The organism is Mesorhizobium subarcticum (genome assembly GCF_055456085.1).
In genome coordinates this window covers 6,233,227-6,249,100 of record NZ_CM144237.1, presented here as the reverse complement: position 1 = coordinate 6,249,100, position 15,874 = coordinate 6,233,227, and the positions used below count along the sequence as shown (strand labels likewise).

The 15,874-nt window shown below is 64.7% G+C and carries 16 protein-coding genes; 9 read left to right on the top strand and 7 right to left on the bottom strand.

The window, feature by feature from the left end; translation table 11 throughout:
- Positions 1–41 precede the first annotated feature (41 nt).
- Both ACZYHG_RS30605 and ACZYHG_RS30600 read right to left on the bottom strand, forming a co-directional pair.
- Positions 42–2,753: a LuxR C-terminal-related transcriptional regulator gene (locus ACZYHG_RS30605; protein WP_464611762.1), complete on the bottom strand. Its 2,712-nt coding sequence runs from the start codon at positions 2,751–2,753 to the stop codon at positions 42–44.
- Positions 2,750–3,451, bottom strand: a complete 702-nt coding sequence (locus tag ACZYHG_RS30600; protein ID WP_464611761.1) for a GNAT family N-acetyltransferase — start codon at positions 3,449–3,451, stop codon at positions 2,750–2,752. The genes ACZYHG_RS30605 and ACZYHG_RS30600 overlap by 4 nt, the downstream gene beginning before the upstream one ends.
- Positions 3,452–3,572: 121 nt before the next feature.
- On the opposite strand from ACZYHG_RS30600, the gene ACZYHG_RS30595 reads away from it, so the two are divergent.
- The 4 genes from ACZYHG_RS30595 to ACZYHG_RS30580 are packed head-to-tail and all read left to right on the top strand — an operon-like array spanning position 3,573 to position 7,909.
- Positions 3,573–4,874: an ArgE/DapE family deacylase gene (locus tag ACZYHG_RS30595; RefSeq protein WP_464611760.1), complete on the top strand. Its 1,302-nt coding sequence runs from the start codon at positions 3,573–3,575 to the stop codon at positions 4,872–4,874.
- Positions 4,871–5,929, top strand: coding sequence for a phosphotransferase (locus ACZYHG_RS30590; RefSeq protein WP_464611759.1), 1,059 nt, complete (start codon positions 4,871–4,873; stop codon positions 5,927–5,929). The genes ACZYHG_RS30595 and ACZYHG_RS30590 overlap by 4 nt, the downstream gene beginning before the upstream one ends.
- Positions 5,930–7,240 carry an aspartate aminotransferase family protein gene (locus ACZYHG_RS30585; RefSeq protein ID WP_464611758.1) on the top strand — a complete coding sequence of 437 codons (1,311 nt, stop codon included), beginning with the start codon at positions 5,930–5,932 and terminating at the stop codon, positions 7,238–7,240. It begins immediately after the preceding gene.
- A gap of 12 nt (positions 7,241–7,252) precedes the next feature.
- Positions 7,253–7,909: a GntR family transcriptional regulator gene (locus tag ACZYHG_RS30580; protein WP_464611757.1), complete on the top strand. Its 657-nt coding sequence runs from the start codon at positions 7,253–7,255 to the stop codon at positions 7,907–7,909.
- 24 nt (positions 7,910–7,933) lie between these two features.
- Here ACZYHG_RS30580 and ACZYHG_RS30575 read toward each other — a convergent pair whose 3' ends face one another.
- Genes ACZYHG_RS30575 through ACZYHG_RS30555 form a run of 5 tightly spaced genes read right to left on the bottom strand, consistent with a single transcriptional unit; the run spans position 7,934 to position 12,660 of the window.
- Entirely contained in the window at positions 7,934–9,238 is a 1,305-nt protein-coding gene (locus ACZYHG_RS30575; RefSeq protein ID WP_464611756.1) for an NAD(P)/FAD-dependent oxidoreductase, read from the bottom strand.
- Complete coding sequence (locus ACZYHG_RS30570) at positions 9,235–10,215, bottom strand: branched-chain amino acid ABC transporter permease (protein WP_464614826.1); 981 nt, start codon at positions 10,213–10,215, stop codon at positions 9,235–9,237. The genes ACZYHG_RS30575 and ACZYHG_RS30570 overlap by 4 nt, the downstream gene beginning before the upstream one ends.
- Entirely contained in the window at positions 10,212–11,120 is a 909-nt protein-coding gene (locus ACZYHG_RS30565; RefSeq protein WP_464611755.1) for a branched-chain amino acid ABC transporter permease, read from the bottom strand. The genes ACZYHG_RS30570 and ACZYHG_RS30565 overlap by 4 nt, the downstream gene beginning before the upstream one ends.
- Positions 11,117–11,863, bottom strand: a complete 747-nt coding sequence (locus ACZYHG_RS30560; protein WP_464611754.1) for an ABC transporter ATP-binding protein — start codon at positions 11,861–11,863, stop codon at positions 11,117–11,119. The genes ACZYHG_RS30565 and ACZYHG_RS30560 overlap by 4 nt, the downstream gene beginning before the upstream one ends.
- A complete protein-coding gene (locus ACZYHG_RS30555) occupies positions 11,860–12,660 on the bottom strand; it encodes an ABC transporter ATP-binding protein (RefSeq protein ID WP_464611753.1) in 801 nt (266 codons plus the stop codon). The genes ACZYHG_RS30560 and ACZYHG_RS30555 overlap by 4 nt, the downstream gene beginning before the upstream one ends.
- A 128-nt stretch (positions 12,661–12,788) precedes the next feature.
- Between ACZYHG_RS30555 and ACZYHG_RS30550 the strand changes: the two genes are divergently transcribed.
- From ACZYHG_RS30550 to ACZYHG_RS30530, 5 genes are read left to right on the top strand one after another with little or no spacing between them, the layout of a single operon-like run.
- Positions 12,789–13,523 (top strand): GntR family transcriptional regulator, encoded by a 735-nt coding sequence (locus ACZYHG_RS30550; RefSeq protein WP_464611752.1) that lies wholly within the window; start codon positions 12,789–12,791, stop codon positions 13,521–13,523.
- A complete protein-coding gene (locus tag ACZYHG_RS30545; RefSeq protein ID WP_464611751.1) occupies positions 13,520–14,011 on the top strand; it encodes a DUF3830 family protein in 492 nt (163 codons plus the stop codon). Before ACZYHG_RS30550 ends, ACZYHG_RS30545 begins: the two co-directional genes overlap by 4 nt.
- Complete coding sequence (locus tag ACZYHG_RS30540) at positions 14,004–14,357, top strand: TIGR04076 family protein (protein WP_464611750.1); 354 nt, start codon at positions 14,004–14,006, stop codon at positions 14,355–14,357. The genes ACZYHG_RS30545 and ACZYHG_RS30540 overlap by 8 nt, the downstream gene beginning before the upstream one ends.
- Positions 14,354–15,409, top strand: coding sequence for an aldo/keto reductase (locus tag ACZYHG_RS30535; RefSeq protein ID WP_464611749.1), 1,056 nt, complete (start codon positions 14,354–14,356; stop codon positions 15,407–15,409). The genes ACZYHG_RS30540 and ACZYHG_RS30535 overlap by 4 nt, the downstream gene beginning before the upstream one ends.
- Positions 15,406–15,834: a DUF4440 domain-containing protein gene (locus tag ACZYHG_RS30530; RefSeq protein ID WP_464611748.1), complete on the top strand. Its 429-nt coding sequence runs from the start codon at positions 15,406–15,408 to the stop codon at positions 15,832–15,834. Before ACZYHG_RS30535 ends, ACZYHG_RS30530 begins: the two co-directional genes overlap by 4 nt.
- The last annotated feature ends 40 nt before the right edge of the window (positions 15,835–15,874 follow it).

Sequence of the window (15,874 nt, the reverse complement as noted above, 5' to 3'; positions counted from 1 at the left end):
CAATCCCATGGCCCGCCCCGAAAGGAGGGCTGTGCACTTATCTATGCCCCTCCTTTCGGAGGGGGGCGGAGGTTTGCGGCGGCCTGGGCAGCGCGTACGGCCTGGACGCGGTTCGACACCGAAAGCTTGCCGAAAATGTTCTTCAAATGCCATTTCACCGTCGTTTCGCTGACCGACAATGCAACCGCTATATCGCGGTTGGACATGCCTTCCGACAGGCAGCGCAGCAGTTCGGTCTCGCGCTGGGTGAGCTGTTCCTTCTCGGCTGGTGCGGCCGGTTTGCGCGTCGCTACAGGCATCGCCTGCGCGGCATCGATGATGCGCGTCGCATAGGCCGACAGGGCGGGGTCGGTCTTTGCCTGCGCCGCGCGCAGCCGCATCAACCCTTCGACGACAGGCCTGCCCTCGTCGACGAAGGAGCGGATGAAGCCGGAGGGCTGGGCAAGACGCAGCGCTTCGAGCAGATGGCGGTCGGCCTCGCGCTGGTCATGGCCGGCACTCTTGGCGCGCAGGATCAGCGCCAGTATGTGGCGGCGCATACGCCCGCTGCTTTTCGTTCGCTCCCGCAGAGTGTCAAAAATCAACGCTGCCGCTGCGTAGGACTTCTCCGCCGTCAGCAGCCGGCCTTCGGCGAAGAACTCGAATTCGTTGGCGACAGTAGGGGCGGTCTCAGCGCTTTCACGGCGATGCTCGCTCAGCAATGCGCGTGCCTCGGCGACGCGGTTCTGGTCGAGCAGCAGCCGGATGCGATCATGCACCAGCACCGAAGCGAGGCGGCGGTAGACGGAGCCGCGCACGCGCTGGTAGACGCGCTCCAGCATGTCGAGTGCGGCGTCGCCGCGACCGGTCAGCTGCAGCACGCGGGCATAGGTCGGCACGCTGGCCAGGGGATAGACGATGACCGCGGCGCCCTCGATCAGCGGCCCAAGATTCTCGACCAGCGTCAGCGCCTCGCCGGATGCATTGGTCTCATAGGCAAGTTCGGCCAGCAGCGTTCCGGCGAGCGCCTCGGCGTAGGAGTTGGCGCCGATCCGCGTCCTGGCCTCGATGATCGTGTTGCGCAGCAGCCGTTCGGCGGCGGGCAGGCGGCCGGCCGAGCGCTCGATGACCGCCATGTAGCAATTGGCGATGGTGACGCCGAGCAGGCTGCCGCTTCGCTCATGCGCCTTGCGCGCTGCGTCCGCCGCGGCACGCGCCCCTTCAAGGTCGCCCAGCGCATAGAGGTTGTAGCCGATGACATTGGCGGTGGCACCCTCCATGAACCAGGCGTCTGGCGCGATGATGCGCAGGGCGGCCAGTGCGGTGTCGCGTGCGTCCTCGAACCGCTCCAGCGTGCTGTGCACGGCGGCATCGAGGACGGCGATCTCGGCCTCGATCGTGGTGCCGGTCAGCGTGCCTGGGTCTTTGCCGTCTGCCGGCCCAGTCTCGACCAGCTTGCGCGCATTGGCCAGCGTCTGCTGGGCAATCTCGGGCTGGCTTGAGTGCACCGCCAGCCACAACACGACGAGTTGCAGGCGGATACGCTGGTCGACCAGTTTCCGGGGCAGCTGTGCCAGCAACTGGCGCACATAGAGCAACTGGCACTGGGCGATGAGTTCGAGTGCGTTGTTCTCGACGAACACCGCCGCGCGGGCCTGGTCGCCGGCAGCGAGCGCATGCCCGATCGCCTCGGTCAGCATCTTGCGTTCGCCGAACCATTCGGCAGCGGCCAGGTGTAGCGGTGCGATCATCTCCGGTTCGCGCCGTTCCAGTTCGCGGCTGAGGAAGTCGTGGAACAGATGATGGTAACGGAACCAGCGCCGCTCCTCGTCGAGCGGCACCAGGAAGAGGTTGCGGGTCTCGATCTCGGTGATGTTGGCCTCGGCGTCCGCCGCGCGCAAGACTGCCCGGCAGGCCTCGGCGCTGAAGCGCTCGAAGATGGAACTGTGGAGCAGGAACTTCGCCAGGGCCGGCGGCAGCTCCAGGAAGACTTCGCCCATCAGGAAGTCGGCGACATTGCGGTTGGCGCCGGTGAAATTGCCGATGACGGTTTCCGGCGCATGCGCGGCACTAAGCGACAGCGAGGCGAGTTGCAGCCCGGCGGCCCAGCCTTCGGTCCGCGAACACAACGTTTCCACTGTGCCGCTGCTGACGCTAAGGCCCAGCTTGTCGTTGAAGAAGGCTTCGGCTTCGGAAGAGGCGAAACGCAGATCGTCCGGACCGATCTCGAAAACGTCGCCGAGCACCCTGAGCTTGCCGAGCTGCAGGTCGGGCAGGTTGCGCGAACCAATGACGAAGGCAACGTTGGCGGGCGCCTGCCGGGTCAGCCGCTCCATGAACCGCTTCACCGCCGGCGCTTCGATGGCGTGGTAGTCGTCGAAGAACAGAGTGATGTCGGCGTCGCGTGCGGCAAGACCAGCGACAAGTGCGGCGAGCACCACATCGAGCTGCGGGATCGGGCTCGACTGGAAGGCGAGGTCGAGTTCGGCGGGGCCTTGGACGAGATGGCGCAGCGCGCCCACCAGATGCGACAGGAAGGCGCCTTCGTCATTGTCGGTCGCCTCGCAGGAGAGCCAGGCGGTCAACCGGCCGTGGCGCGCGACTTCCGCCGCCCATTGCGCCATCGTCGTCGACTTGCCGAAGCCTGCGGGCGCGGCGAACAGCACGATGCGTGTGTCGACATGCTGCTCCAGCCTCGACAGGATGTTTTCGCGCCGCACCCACCGGCGATGGTGGGGCGATGCCTGGCCGGCGGGTTGCGAAGACGGTCTCATCTGGCGCCGGGCACCCATTCCGTTTCGATCAACGGGATTTGCGGGGCCGCATCGCGCGGCAGGGTTCCCTTGATCCGGGGATCGTCGGTAATTTCGAAACCCGCCGCAAAGGCCTCGAACCCGCAAGCCCTGTAGAAACCGATGACGCTGTGATGATCGAAGCTGCTGGTGTGCAGCCAGATACGGCCGGGGCGGAGGCGCCACGCCTGGTCGAGCGCGCCGGCCATCAACCGCTTGCCGAAGCCACGGCCGGTCAAGGAAGGGAACAGGCCGAAATAGGTGATCTCGATCTCACTATCGTCGGTCACCGAGAATTCGACCATGCCGACGTGGTCGCCGTTGTCGTCATGGCCGTAATAGACATGCTGGCGAGGGTCGGAAAAATGCGCTGATATTTCGGCATCCGACATTTCGGCCGCGCGATCCCACAGCCAGGGCGCGCCGATCTCGAGGAAGATCGCACGGTAGGACGCGCCATCGGGCCTGGTGATCCGGGTCATTGCCAGGGGCTGCGCGAGGTCAGGCACCGGCGCACGCGCTTCCATCCACGTCACCGCATTGATGATCTTGCCGGCCGGCACGCGCCGGTAACCGGACGCGAGATCGGTGATTTCATCCGGCAATGCGCCTTCGGTGACCAGCATCTGTCCTCGATCTCTGCCGCGCGGCTTTGCCGGCATGGTGGAAGCTGATGCCAACTCTACGCCCGCCTGCCAAGAGTTTCCCGGGTTGGGCCATGATTTTGGCCAGACTGTCTCTTGAATTTCCGGAAAATGGCATATGAGATATGATACACCATTCAAAGGGAAGCGGAATACAATGCCTGAGCGAATTGCCGACGAAGCCATCCTAATTGCAGTCGATGACGGCTTCGCGCGGCAAGTCGCATTCCTGGGGGATCTCGTGCGCTTTCCCTCCCAGCGCGGCGAGGAGCACGCTGCGCAATCTTTCATGGCCGCTGCCTATCAGGCCGACGGCTATGCGGTCGACATGTGGCGGGTCGACGTCGACGCGATCCGCGATCTGCCAGGCTTCTCACCCGTTGCTGTCTCCTATGACGACGCCTTCAACGTCGTCGCCACCCACACCCCGCGAAACGCCACCGGCCGCTCGCTGATCCTCAACGGCCATATCGACGTGGTGCCGACGGGGCCGATCGACCGCTGGAAACGTGATCCCTACGATCCGGCGATCGAGGATGGCTGGATGCATGGCCGTGGTGCCGGCGACATGAAGGCCGGCCTGTCAGCTTGTCTCTACGCGCTGACCGCCTTGCGCAGCCTCGGCTATCAGCCGGCCGCGAATGTTTACCTCCAGTCGGTGGTCGAGGAGGAATGCACCGGCAATGGCGCGCTCGCTTGCCTGCAGCGCGGCTACCGCGCCGATGCCGCCTTCATTCCCGAGCCGCTGGAGCCAAGGCTGATGCGCGCGCAGGTCGGACCGATCTGGTTCAGGGTCGAGGTCGATGGCGATCCACAGCATGCCTCCGGCGCTTTCTCGGCCGGCGCCAACGCCATCGAAAAGGCCTTCGTCATCATCCAGGCGTTGAAGCAGCTCGAAATCGTCTGGAACGCGCGCAAGGTGGACGACAAGCATTTTCACGATCATCCGCACCCGATCCGTTTCAATCTCGGCAAGATCGAGGGCGGCGAGTGGACGTCGAGCGTCCCGGCACGCTGCGTCTTCGAGATGCGGGTGGCGACCTATCCCGGCCAGAAACTCGAGGACGCCAGGGCCGAACTCGAAGCCTGCATCGCCGATGCGGCGCGTGCCGATCCGTTCCTCGCCAATCGCCCGCCCAAGATGAGCTACAACGGCTTCATGGCCGAGGGCTATGTGCTGGAGGGGGCGGACGATATGGAGGCCGTGCTGCGGCGCAGCCACACTGCCGTCTGGGGCGAGCCGCTGACGGAACACGTCACCTCGGCGACGACGGACGCGCGTTTCTTTGGCCTCTATGCCGACACGCCGGCCATCGTCTATGGCCCGATCTGCCGCATGCCGCATGGCTATGACGAGGCCGTCGATCTCGATTCTGTGCGCAAGGTCACGCAGACCATCGCGCTGTTCATCGCTGACTGGTGCGGTCTTGAGCCGATCGATCCGGTGGCGAGCTCATGAACGCAGCCGTGACTGACGCTTTCGGCGAAACGCTCGCCGAGGACGCGCCTGACGTTTCGATCGCCGACGCGTTGGCCATCTTGCGCCGGCACTACGGCCTCACCGGCAGCGCGCGCCCGTTACCCGGCGAACGCGACCACAATTTCCACATCCAGACCGACGGCGGGAGCGAGTTCGTCCTCAAGGTCTCCCACCCGGCGGAAGAAGCCGGCTTCACCGATTTCCAGAACAAGGCGCTCGACCATATCCTGGCGGTCGACCCGACTTTGCCGGTTCCCTCTGTGCGCAAGAACCTTGAAGGCGATGCGCAATTCACGGTCGGCGTCGGCGGATCGGCGCCGCGCATCATCCGGCTGGTCACCTATCTGCCAGGGCAGTTGCTTTCGCGTTCGCCAACGTCAGCGGCGCAGGATCGCAATCTCGGCATCTTCCTTGCCCGGCTTGGCCGGGCACTGCGCGGCTTCTTCCATCCGGCCGCCGGCAGCGACCTGCTTTGGGATATCCGCAAGGTCGCCAAGACACGGCCGATGCTGGCTGACATCACTGACACCGGCCACCGGGCCATGGTCGAACGCGTCATGGACGCTTTCGAGGAGCATGCGGCGCCGGTCATCCCGACCCTGCGCGCCCAGATCGTCCACAACGACATGAATTCCTACAATGTGGTGATGGACGCCTCACGGCCGGAAGTCGTGACCGGCATCCTCGATTTCGGCGACATGATCCATTCGCCGCTGATCTGCGATCTCGCCATCGGCGCCGTCTACCGCTGGCCGGCGCAAGGCCATCCGCTGGCCCCGGCCGCGCGCTTCGTTGCTGGCTATCAATCAGTGCAGCCTCTGGAGGTCGAAGAGATCGGCATTCTTTTCGATCTGATCCGTGCTCGCCTTGCGCTCATCGCCAACATCGCCAGCTGGCAGGCCGAGCGGTTTCCGGCCAAACGCGACTATGTGCTGCGCCTCATCACCGAGGTCTGGGCCTCGCTCGAACGGCTGGACGGGCTCTCGTCCGATGAGGCCAGCCGCTATTTTCTCGACCATTCCAATCCGGAGTAGATGCTCATGTCCCAGTCCTCGCCATATCCTGCAAATGCCGGCCCGACGATATCCGAGCAAGCCCTGCTCGAGCGCCGTGCGCGGCTGCTTGGGCCGACCTACCGTGCCTTCTACCGCAACCCGATCCATCTGGTGCGCGGCAGCGGCGTCTGGCTCTACGATGCCCACGGCCGTAAATTCCTCGATGCCTACAACAATGTCGCTTCGGTCGGGCACTGCCATCCGCGCGTCGTCGAGGCCCTGTCAGGGCAGGCCGCCACGCTCAACACGCACACGCGCTATCTCAGCGAGATCATCCTCGATTACGCGGAAAGACTGCTCGGCACCGTTCCGGCCCATCTCGGCCATGCCATGTTCACTTGCACCGGCAGCGAGGCCAACGACCTCGCCATCCGCATCGCCCAGCATTCGAGCAGCGGCACGGGCGTCATCATCACCGACTTCGCCTATCACGGCGCCACGATCGCCACCGCGCAGCTGTCGCCGGCGGCAGTTGGCGCCAAGAGTGTGCCCGCGCACCACCGGACCGTGGCGGCACCGGACACGTTCCGCGACCATGGCCGCGCGGCGCATGATTTCGCCGGAAATGTCGCCGCCGCCATAGAGGACATGCGTGCGCAAAATATTCGCCCGGCGGCGCTGCTGCTCGACTCTGCGTTCTCCAGCGACGGCATCTTCTTCCCCGATGCGGCTGTCATGCGCGAGGCGGCGGATCACGTCAAAAAGGCGGGCGGTATCGTCATCGCTGACGAGGTCCAGTCCGGTTTCGGCCGGCTTGGCCAGGGCATGTGGGGTTTTGCCAATTATGGCATCGAGCCCGACATCGTCACCATGGGCAAGCCGATCGGCGATGGGCATCCGATGGGGGCGGTGCTCGTGCGGCCGCAGCTTGTCGCGTCCTTTGGCTCCAACACCGGCTACTTCAATACATTCGGCGGCAATCCGGTCGCGGCCGCCGTCGGCATCGCCGTTCTGGACGTGATCGAAGGTGAGGGGCTGATCGAGAATGCGCGCAATGTCGGCGCCTATACGGGCGAACTCTTGGACGCGCTGCAGGGTCGGCATGGCATGGTCGCCAATGTCAGGCACAACGGCCTTTATTTCGGCGTCGAGTTGACAGCGGAGGGCGACGAGGCCTTGGCCGCCAGCAAGACATCGGCGGTTGTCGAAGCCATGCGCGAGGATGGCGTGCTGATCTCGTCCTGCGGTCCGCGCGGCAATGTCCTCAAGATCAGGCCGCCGCTGCCCTTTGCCAGGGACAATGCCGAGCAACTGGCCGAAACGCTCGATCGCGCTTTGTCGAACTGGTGATCGGGACCGCGCATGCTGAAGCTCGAACATCAAACCCTGAACGACCGCGCCTATGGCGCGCTCAAGCAGGAATTGATTTCAGGCGGTTTCAGCCCGGGCCAGACACTGGTCATCCGCAAGCTTGCCGAGACGTTCGGCATCTCGACGACGCCGATCCGAGAGGCGCTGCAAAGGCTGGTCGCCGAGCGGCTGCTGGAGATGCAGAACAACCGCTCTGTCATCGTGCCTTTGCTGTCGGCCGCCGCTTTCGAGGAGCTGACCCATATACGCATCGCCGTCGAAGGGCTGGCGGGTGAGATGGCAGCGTCGCGGATGAGTGAAAGCGGGCTGGTCGACATCCAGGCGATGCTGGTCGGCATGCAGCACGCCATCGAGGCAAGCGACGCCCGGGCCTACCTCACGCTGAACGAAGCCTTCCACTTCGCCATCTACCAGCATGCCGGCGCACCGATCGTTTTGAACATGATCCGCGATCTCTGGGGCCGGGTCGGTCCTTATCTCAAGCTTTTGATGCGGGCTGATCGCTACATTCCGCAGTCCAACGACGCGCATCGCAGGATTGTTGCCGCGCTGGAGCAGCGCAATGGCCCTGCTGTCCGGGCCTCCCTTGAACAGGACATCGCCGTGGCAGCCGCGATTCTCGCCGAAAATCTCCGCACGGCCGACTGATCCGCGCGGCGAGACGCGACCGCCCTATCTGGCCTCGTCCAGCCGGTCGCGCAGCATGCTCCATCCCAGCAGCATGTTGGGCGCGTGCCGCAGCAGCGCGTGGAACGGGATCGGCGCCGGCGGCGCAAAGGGCAGCGGCAAATCACGCGCCTCGATTCCCTTAGCCCAGTCGGCCAACACCTTGCCCATCGCCGTCGTCATCGCAATGCCGCGTCCATTGCAGGCGCGGCCGGCGATCAGTCCCGGTCCAAGGTCCAGGAGGTGCGGCAGGAAATCCGGTTCGACCGCAGCCATTCCCGACCAACTGTAAGCAAGCGGCGGCAGGTCCGGCATGCCGAGATGATGGCTTAGCCGTCGCCAGATTGTTTGCGGCACGCGCGTGTCTGCGCCGGCGCCCAGAATATGCATGCCACCGCTGATCAATCGGTTGTCAGCATCGAAGCGGAAGGTGAAGAGATTGCGCCTGGTGTCACCGGCGCCTTGCCCGCCAGGAAGCAGACGCGCGCGCACGTCGCGCGGCAGCGGCTCAGTCGCGATCTGGAAGACCTTCAGCGGAATATAGCTCCGCCGCAGCAGCGGATTGAGCGACCCGCCATAGGCGTTGGTGGCGATCAGCACCTTGCCGGCACGCACGGAGCCCGATGGCGTTCTCAGCGTCCAGCCGTCGGCCACACGATCGATCGAGGTGACCGGTGCGCGCTCGAAAATCTCAGCGCCAGCCTTCTCCGCCGCATCGGCCAGCCCGTGCGCGTAGGCGACTGGATTGAGCACGCCACCCGAACGGTCCATCCAGCCGCCGATATAGCCGCGAACGCCCGTCAGCGCTTCGGTTTCCTGCCGATCCAGCGTGACGGCTGGCCGGCCGCGCCGCGCCCATTGCCCGGCCCGCGATTTGACCTTCTCGAAGGCGGCAGCTGAATGCGCCGGCTGGATCCATCCGCTCTGCACGGCGTCGCAGTCGATGCCGTGCTGTTTGATAAGGCCGAAGACCAGCTCGGCGCTGCCGGCGGCAAAGTCGATCAGGCGTTCGCCGCGCTCGGGGCCGAGATGCGCAAGGATGTTTTCCGGGTCCATCTTGGCAAAGTTGGGGACGACGAAACCGGCATTCCGGCCGGTTGCGCCCCAGGCGATGATCTCGGCTTCGAGAACGACGACGCGAAGCCCTCTCTCGGCAGCGTGCAGGGCAGTTGAAAGACCGGAGAAGCCGCCGCCGACGATGGCGAGATCAACACCGAGACCGCCTTGCAGCGCCGGCCGGTCGCGGCGATTGCGGCTGACGGCGTGCCAGAGCGAAGCGCCGTGCGCCTCCTGGCGGATTGCAGCGGTCATGAGCCGGAACTGGTCTTGGTTACGACCGCCTTGGCCCGCTTGCCGAAGCGGCGCTGTGCCCTGTCGCCGAACAATCCGTTCGGCCTGATCAGTAGAATGACGCAGAGCATGACGCCGATGGCGACGATCTGCAGCGAGGCGGCGCGTGCCTGTTGCTCGGGCGCAAACAGCACGCTGGTCAGCGTGCCTGAGCCCGCCCAGATCCCCCACACCAGGATGCTGCCGATGACGGCGCCGAGATTGCTGCCCGAGCCGCCGACGATCAGCATTACCCACACCTGGAAGGTCAGGATCGGCAGATAATTGTCGGGCGCGATGAAGCCGGTGAAATGCGCCTGCAACGCGCCGGCCAGAGCCATGATGGCACCACCGACGGCAAAAGCCTGGACGCGGTAGAAGCGCGCGCTCTTGCCGAGTGAGATCGCCGCGCGCTCATCCTCGCGCAGAGCTTTCAGCACGCGTCCCCATGGGCTGCGCGACAGGTGCTCCAAGGCGAGATAGGCAATCAAGGTCACCGCCGCGACGACGGCGAGGTTCGACAGGTTGAACAGCAGCGGCGTCTCGGCAAGGCCGCCGAAGGGGCGCGGGATGAAGCCGATGCCGAACGGGCCGCCGGTCAATTTCTGAGCGTTGAGCGCAACGAGTTGCACGACGACGGCGACGCCAAAGGTGGTGATTGCCAGATAGTCGGATCTGAGACGCAGCGTCGCTATGCCGGTCAGCGCCGCGGCGATGCCGCCGACGACCATGGCGCCCAGCCAGCCGACCAGAATCGGCAGGCCGAAGCCACCGAGCCGAGCCGCATCGTCCGGTGTGGTCAGCAGCGCGGAAGTATAGGCGCCTATGGCGACGAAGCCGGCGAGGCCGACATTGAACAGGCCGGTCAACCCCCATTGCAGATTGAGCCCCAGCGTGACCAGCGAGAAGATCAGCGCCGTGGTCAGGAAGAAGGCGCCGTAGCCGAGCAGGTCCATCAGCGTTCCCTCACACCAAACAGGCCGATCGGCCGCACGAACAGCACCGCCATCAGGATGATGAAGGAAACCGCGGCGCGCCATTCGGCACCGATCAACTGGACCGCGCCGGCTTCGGCCAGCCCGATGATCAGGCCGCCGAGCACCGCGCCCGGGATGCTGCCGATGCCGCCGAGAATGGCGGCAGCGAACATCGGTAGCAGCATGTCGAAGCCCATGAACGGGCGGATCTGCACAAGAATGCCGATCATCACGCCGGCGACGCAGGCCAGCGCCCCGCCGATGATCCAGGTGACGCGCACCACGGAGGCGACGTCGATGCCGACGATGCGGGCCAGCGCCGCGTTCTGGCTTAAGGCCTGCATGGAACGGCCGGTCTGCGTGCGCGTCATCAACAGGTGCACGCCAAGCACCAGCACAGCGGTCAGCAGCAAAAGCGCGATCTGGTCGGGGGTGATGCGGATGCCGAAGCCGACCGGCATGGCGATCTGGATCGCCCGGCTGAAATAGGTCGGGCGGGAGGTGAAGGTGAATTCGAGCAGGCTTCTGAGCGCCATCGAGGCACCGAAGCTCGCCATCACCACGATGATCGCTTGCCCCTGCGAGCGCAGCCGCGAAAACAGCACCTTGTCGAGCAGCAGAGCCAGCAGGGCGGTGAAGGCCATGCCGGCAACCAGCGCAACCAATAGCGGCCAGCCGAACGACAGCGGGCCGATGGGAGCCACTTTGCCGAACATCGCGCCGATGGCGCTGACGGCGGTGAGCGTCGCATAGGTGCCCCAGGCCATGAAGTCGCCATGGGCGAAGTTGGAGAAGCGCAGGATCGAATAGGTGAGCGTCACGCCGATGGCGCCAAGGCCGATCATCGAGCCGGTCAGCAATCCGTCGACGACAAATTGCAGGCTCATGCCGCACCTCCTTCGGCCTTGAGCGGGCGCTGGCCGAGATAGAGTTCGGCCACCACTGGGTCATTCCACAAGTCGGACGCAACGCCCTCGTGCCGGTCCTTGCCTTCGACCAGCACATAGGCGCGGTCGCCGATGGCCAGGGCTGCCTTGGCGTTCTGTTCGACCAGGAGGATCGTGACGCCGGATTGGCGGATGCCGGCCAGCATCTCGAACACCATCGACACGAATTTTGGTGACAGGCCGGCGGATGGCTCGTCGAGCACCAACACCTTGGGGTGGACGATCAACGCGCGTGCGACAGCAAGCATCTGCCGCTGTCCGCCCGACAAATTGCCGGCGGCGGTGCGGCGCTGGCGGACAAGGTCGGGGAAGGCCGCATACATTTCCTCGATGCGGCCGGGGATGTCGCGCCGTCCGAGAATTCCACAGGCGACTTTGAGATTGTCCTCGACCGACATCAGCGGAAAGATGTTTTCGGTCTGCGGCACGAAGGCCAGACCAAGTCGCACCATGGTGTGGGCGGGCGCTGCCGTGATGTCCTTACCGTCCAGAAACACCGTGCCGCCGGTGATCGGGACCAGGCCGGCGATCGCCTTGATAAAGCTCGACTTGCCGGCACCGTTGGGGCCGAGCACGACGACGATCTCGCCCTTGCTGACAGTGATCGAGGCGCCGCGTACGATCGGCACGCCGGGTTCGTAGCCGGCTTCGAGGTTGCGGACGTCGAGCACGGTCTCGCTCATGCCGCGCCCCCGAGATAGGCCTCGATGACGCGCGGGTCGCGGGCGACCTCTTCCGCCGTGCCTTCGCTGAGCAATTGGCCGCTCGCCATGACCAGCACGCGATGACAGAGCCGCGTCACCATGTCGATGTTGTGTTCGATCAGCAGGAAGGTGATGCCGCGCGCGTTGATGTCGCGGATACGGTCGATGATGACTTCGAGCAGCGTCGCGTTGACGCCGGCCGCCGGCTCGTCGAGCAGGATGATCGCTGGGTCCGCCATCATGACGCGGGCAAGCTCGAGCAGCTTGCGCTGGCCGCCGGAAAGCACGCGCGCCGGCTCTTCCGCGAGGTGGGTGAGGGTGACGAGTTCCAGAAGGTCGAGCGCCTTTGCCCTGGCCACTTTTTCTTGCGCCGCCACCCGCCACGGCGTGACGAAATTGGCGAGCAATTTTTCGCCGGCCTGGCCCTGTGCCGCCAGCATGATGTTTTCGATCAGCGTCAGATTGGGCAGCGGGCGCGGAATCTGGAAGGTGCGGCCAAGGCCGCGACCGATGCGCAGATGCGCGGCTTCTCCGGAGACGCGCGTGCCGTTGAGAAAGATATCGCCACTGGTCGGCAAAATGCTGCCGGCGAGCAGGTCGAACATGGTCGTCTTGCCGGCGCCATTGGGGCCGATTAGGCCAAGGATTTCGCCCGCTTTGACGTCAAACGAGACATTGTTGACGGCGACAAGGCCGCCGAACCGCCTGACGACATTTCTTGCCGTCAGAACCGGTGCACGGGTCTCCCGCCCTTGCCGTTCGGTTGCCTCGCTCATCAAACCCTCTGGCCGAAGACGGTCGTTGCCGCCTCCTGATTTTTGATTTGTGATCACACTTGCTTTGATCACGCTATTCGGCTTTAATTTCATCCGCAAGCCGAAAACGGGGCAAGACCGGGAGTGCCATGCAAAAGGCTGCCATCGAGCGCAACAACGAAACGATCGCGGCCCAGCTTACGCCGGTCGGCCGCGAGACCGTGCAGGATCGCGTCTATTCCGAGTTGCGCCGGGCCTTGATCGGTGGCCTTTTCGAGCCAAACCAGGTGCTGACCATCCGCGGCCTTGCGGATGCACTGGTCACCTCGACCATGCCGGTGCGCGAAGCGCTTGGGCGGCTGATCACGGAAAAGGCGCTGGAGGCACTGCCCAACCGCTCGGTGCGCGTGCCGCCGATCACGCTGGAACGCATCGACGATCTTCTGCGCGCCCGCTCACTCATCGAGGGCGAAGCGATCGCACTTGCCGCCACCCGTATGAGCCCGCGCCAGATCGCTTCCATCGAAGCAATGCTCGGCGAGTGGGACGAGATGCGGGCATTGAAGCACAAGAAGGATATCGACCGCGAAGCGACGCTCAACCAGAGCTTCCATTTCGAGATCTACCGCTGCTGCGGCTCTGCCGTGCTGATCCCGATGATCGAAAGCCTGTGGCTGCAGTCGGGACCTTGCATCCGTGTCGCCATCTACGCTTTCTCCGATGCCGGCGAGGTCGATACCGCGCATTATCACCGCCGCATCGTCGCGGCCCTCGCCAAACAGGATGCGCAAGCAGCGCGCGAGGCGCTGGTGGCCGATATCAGTCGGCCTTTCGCGTTCCTGCGTGACAAGCTGCAATCCGCTGCCACGAAAGATCAGCCATGACAGCCATCCGGATCACCGAGCCGCGCTCGAAGCTTTCCGTGACGGCGCTGCTGCTGCCCGAAAAGGCGCCGGAAAACGCGGCGTTTCTTCAGGCGTATCTCGCCACACCGCGCGTCGTTCCGGGCATCCATGCGATGTGGACAGGCCCGGAAATTTCTTGTCCGGTTCCATCGGCTGATCTCGAGGGCCAAGCCTATGCCAGGCCCTTGCCGGCCGAGAATGCAACACTGACACCGCAGCCGGGCGACATCGTGCTGTCCTACGTGCCGCCGCGCATGTGGGGCGGCAATCCCAATGCGATCTTCGACATCGGCCTGTACTACGGGCAGGGCGCGCGGCTGCTGTTTCCGATCGGCTGGCTGGCTGGCAGCGTCGTGGCGCAGGTGCCTGCCGGCGAGCGCGACCATTTCGCCGCCGCCTGCGGCGTGATCCGGCGCAATGGCGCCTGCGACATCACCTTCAGCCTGGTGGAGACCTCGAATGGCTGACGACAGTTTCGAGCTCTTCGATCTTCGCGTCGAGGCGATCATCCCCGAAGGCAAGCCGATCTATTGCGGCGCCAAGCCTGGCGACTATTTCGAGCTCAAGGGCGAGATGCTGTCGATGCCGGCGGGGCAGAGCTTTTCGATCTATTCGCTTGCCTCGGTATTGCCGTTTCTGGCGGCAAAGCAGCGCCCGACCGACAGGAATGACTGGATGACCTCGGACGCCGAGATCGCCTGTCCTGATCCCAATTGCGCCAGCCGGCTCCGCATCGTCAGGCTGGCCAAGCGGCGGTTCAGCCATGCCGAAACCACGGCCGTGCCGCTGCCGAAGGAGAACGACCAGATATGACCGCCAAGACCTTCGAGCTCAGTCCCGGCTACACCATCTCGCGCGTCATCCGCGGCGGCTGGCAGCTTGCCGGCGGCCACGGTGCCATCGACCGCAGCCAGGCGGTGACCGATCTGATCGCCACTTTCGATGCCGGTATCTGGACCTATGATTGCGCCGACATTTACACCGGCGTCGAGGAACTGATCGGTGCCGCGCGCCTGCGGCTGGCCAGCGAGCGCGGCCTCGATGTCGCCGCCAGGATGAAGGTGCACACCAAGCTGGTGCCCGACCTCGAACGGCTGGCCACCGTCAGCCGCGACTACATCAGGGGCATCGTCGACCAATCGTTGCGGCGGCTGAAGACCGAGCGGATCGATTTGGTGCAGTTCCACTGGTGGGATTACGACCAGCCTCGCTATGTCGAGGCGATGGGCTGGCTCAACGAGCTTCGGCTGGAAGGCAAGGTGCGCAATATCGGCACCACCAATTTCGACACGCCGCGGCTTGCCGAAATCCTCGCCGCAGGCATTCCGCTGGTCAGCCAGCAACTGCAATATTCCGTGCTCGACCAGCGACCGGCCAACAGCCTCGCCGCACTCGCCGCGAAAAACGGCGTCAGCTTCCTTTGCTATGGTTCCGTCGCCGGCGGTTTCCTCAGCGACAAATGGCTAGGCGTTGCCGAGCCAACCACGCCGCTCGAAAACCGCTCGCTGGTCAAGTACAAGCTGATCATCGACGATTTTGGCGGTTGGAACCTGTTCCAGCAACTGCTTCAGGTGCTGAAAGCCGTGGGCGACCGGCATGGCGTCGACATCGCCACCATCGCCAGCGCCTGGGTGCTCGAACAACCGCAAGTTGCGGCCGTCATCGTCGGGGCCCGCAACCAGGCGCATGCGCTGGCCAATGCTGGCATCATGGACGTCGCACTCGATGCCGACGACCAGGCGCGGATTACCGCCGTCATCGCGCAAGGGACCGGGCTCGACGGTGACGTCTACACGCTGGAGCGCGACCGCCATGGCCGCCATGGCTCGATCATGCATTACAACCTCAATGCGGGGAAGAAATGAGCGGCAGACCCTCCCTGTTTTCGCGTGCCAGCGCCGAGGTCGTCGACCTGCATCGCTTCTTCGTCGACTGGTTTGTCCCTGCGCGTGCCGACACGGTGGATTTCGACCGTTTCGAGCATGTCATGGGCGAAGACCTCGGCATGGTCACGCCGGACGGCAAGGTGCTGGATCGCTCCGCGGTCGTCGACCATGTGCGCTCAAGCCGGGCCTCCTGTGATGACGGCTTTACCATCTCGATCGAGGACATCCGCCCCGGTTGGCAAAGCGCCGACACGATCGTCGTCTTCTACGTCGAGGCGCAGCTGCGCGCCGGCAAGCACAGCCGCCGCCAGTCAAGCGCCGTCTTCACCACCAGTTCATCGGCGCCCAACGGCGTCGAATGGCGGCATCTGCATGAAACCTGGCTGCAGGTGCCGGAACGCTGAACAGGCTCCAGAGATCAAATTAGAGTCGAGTAACGAAAGG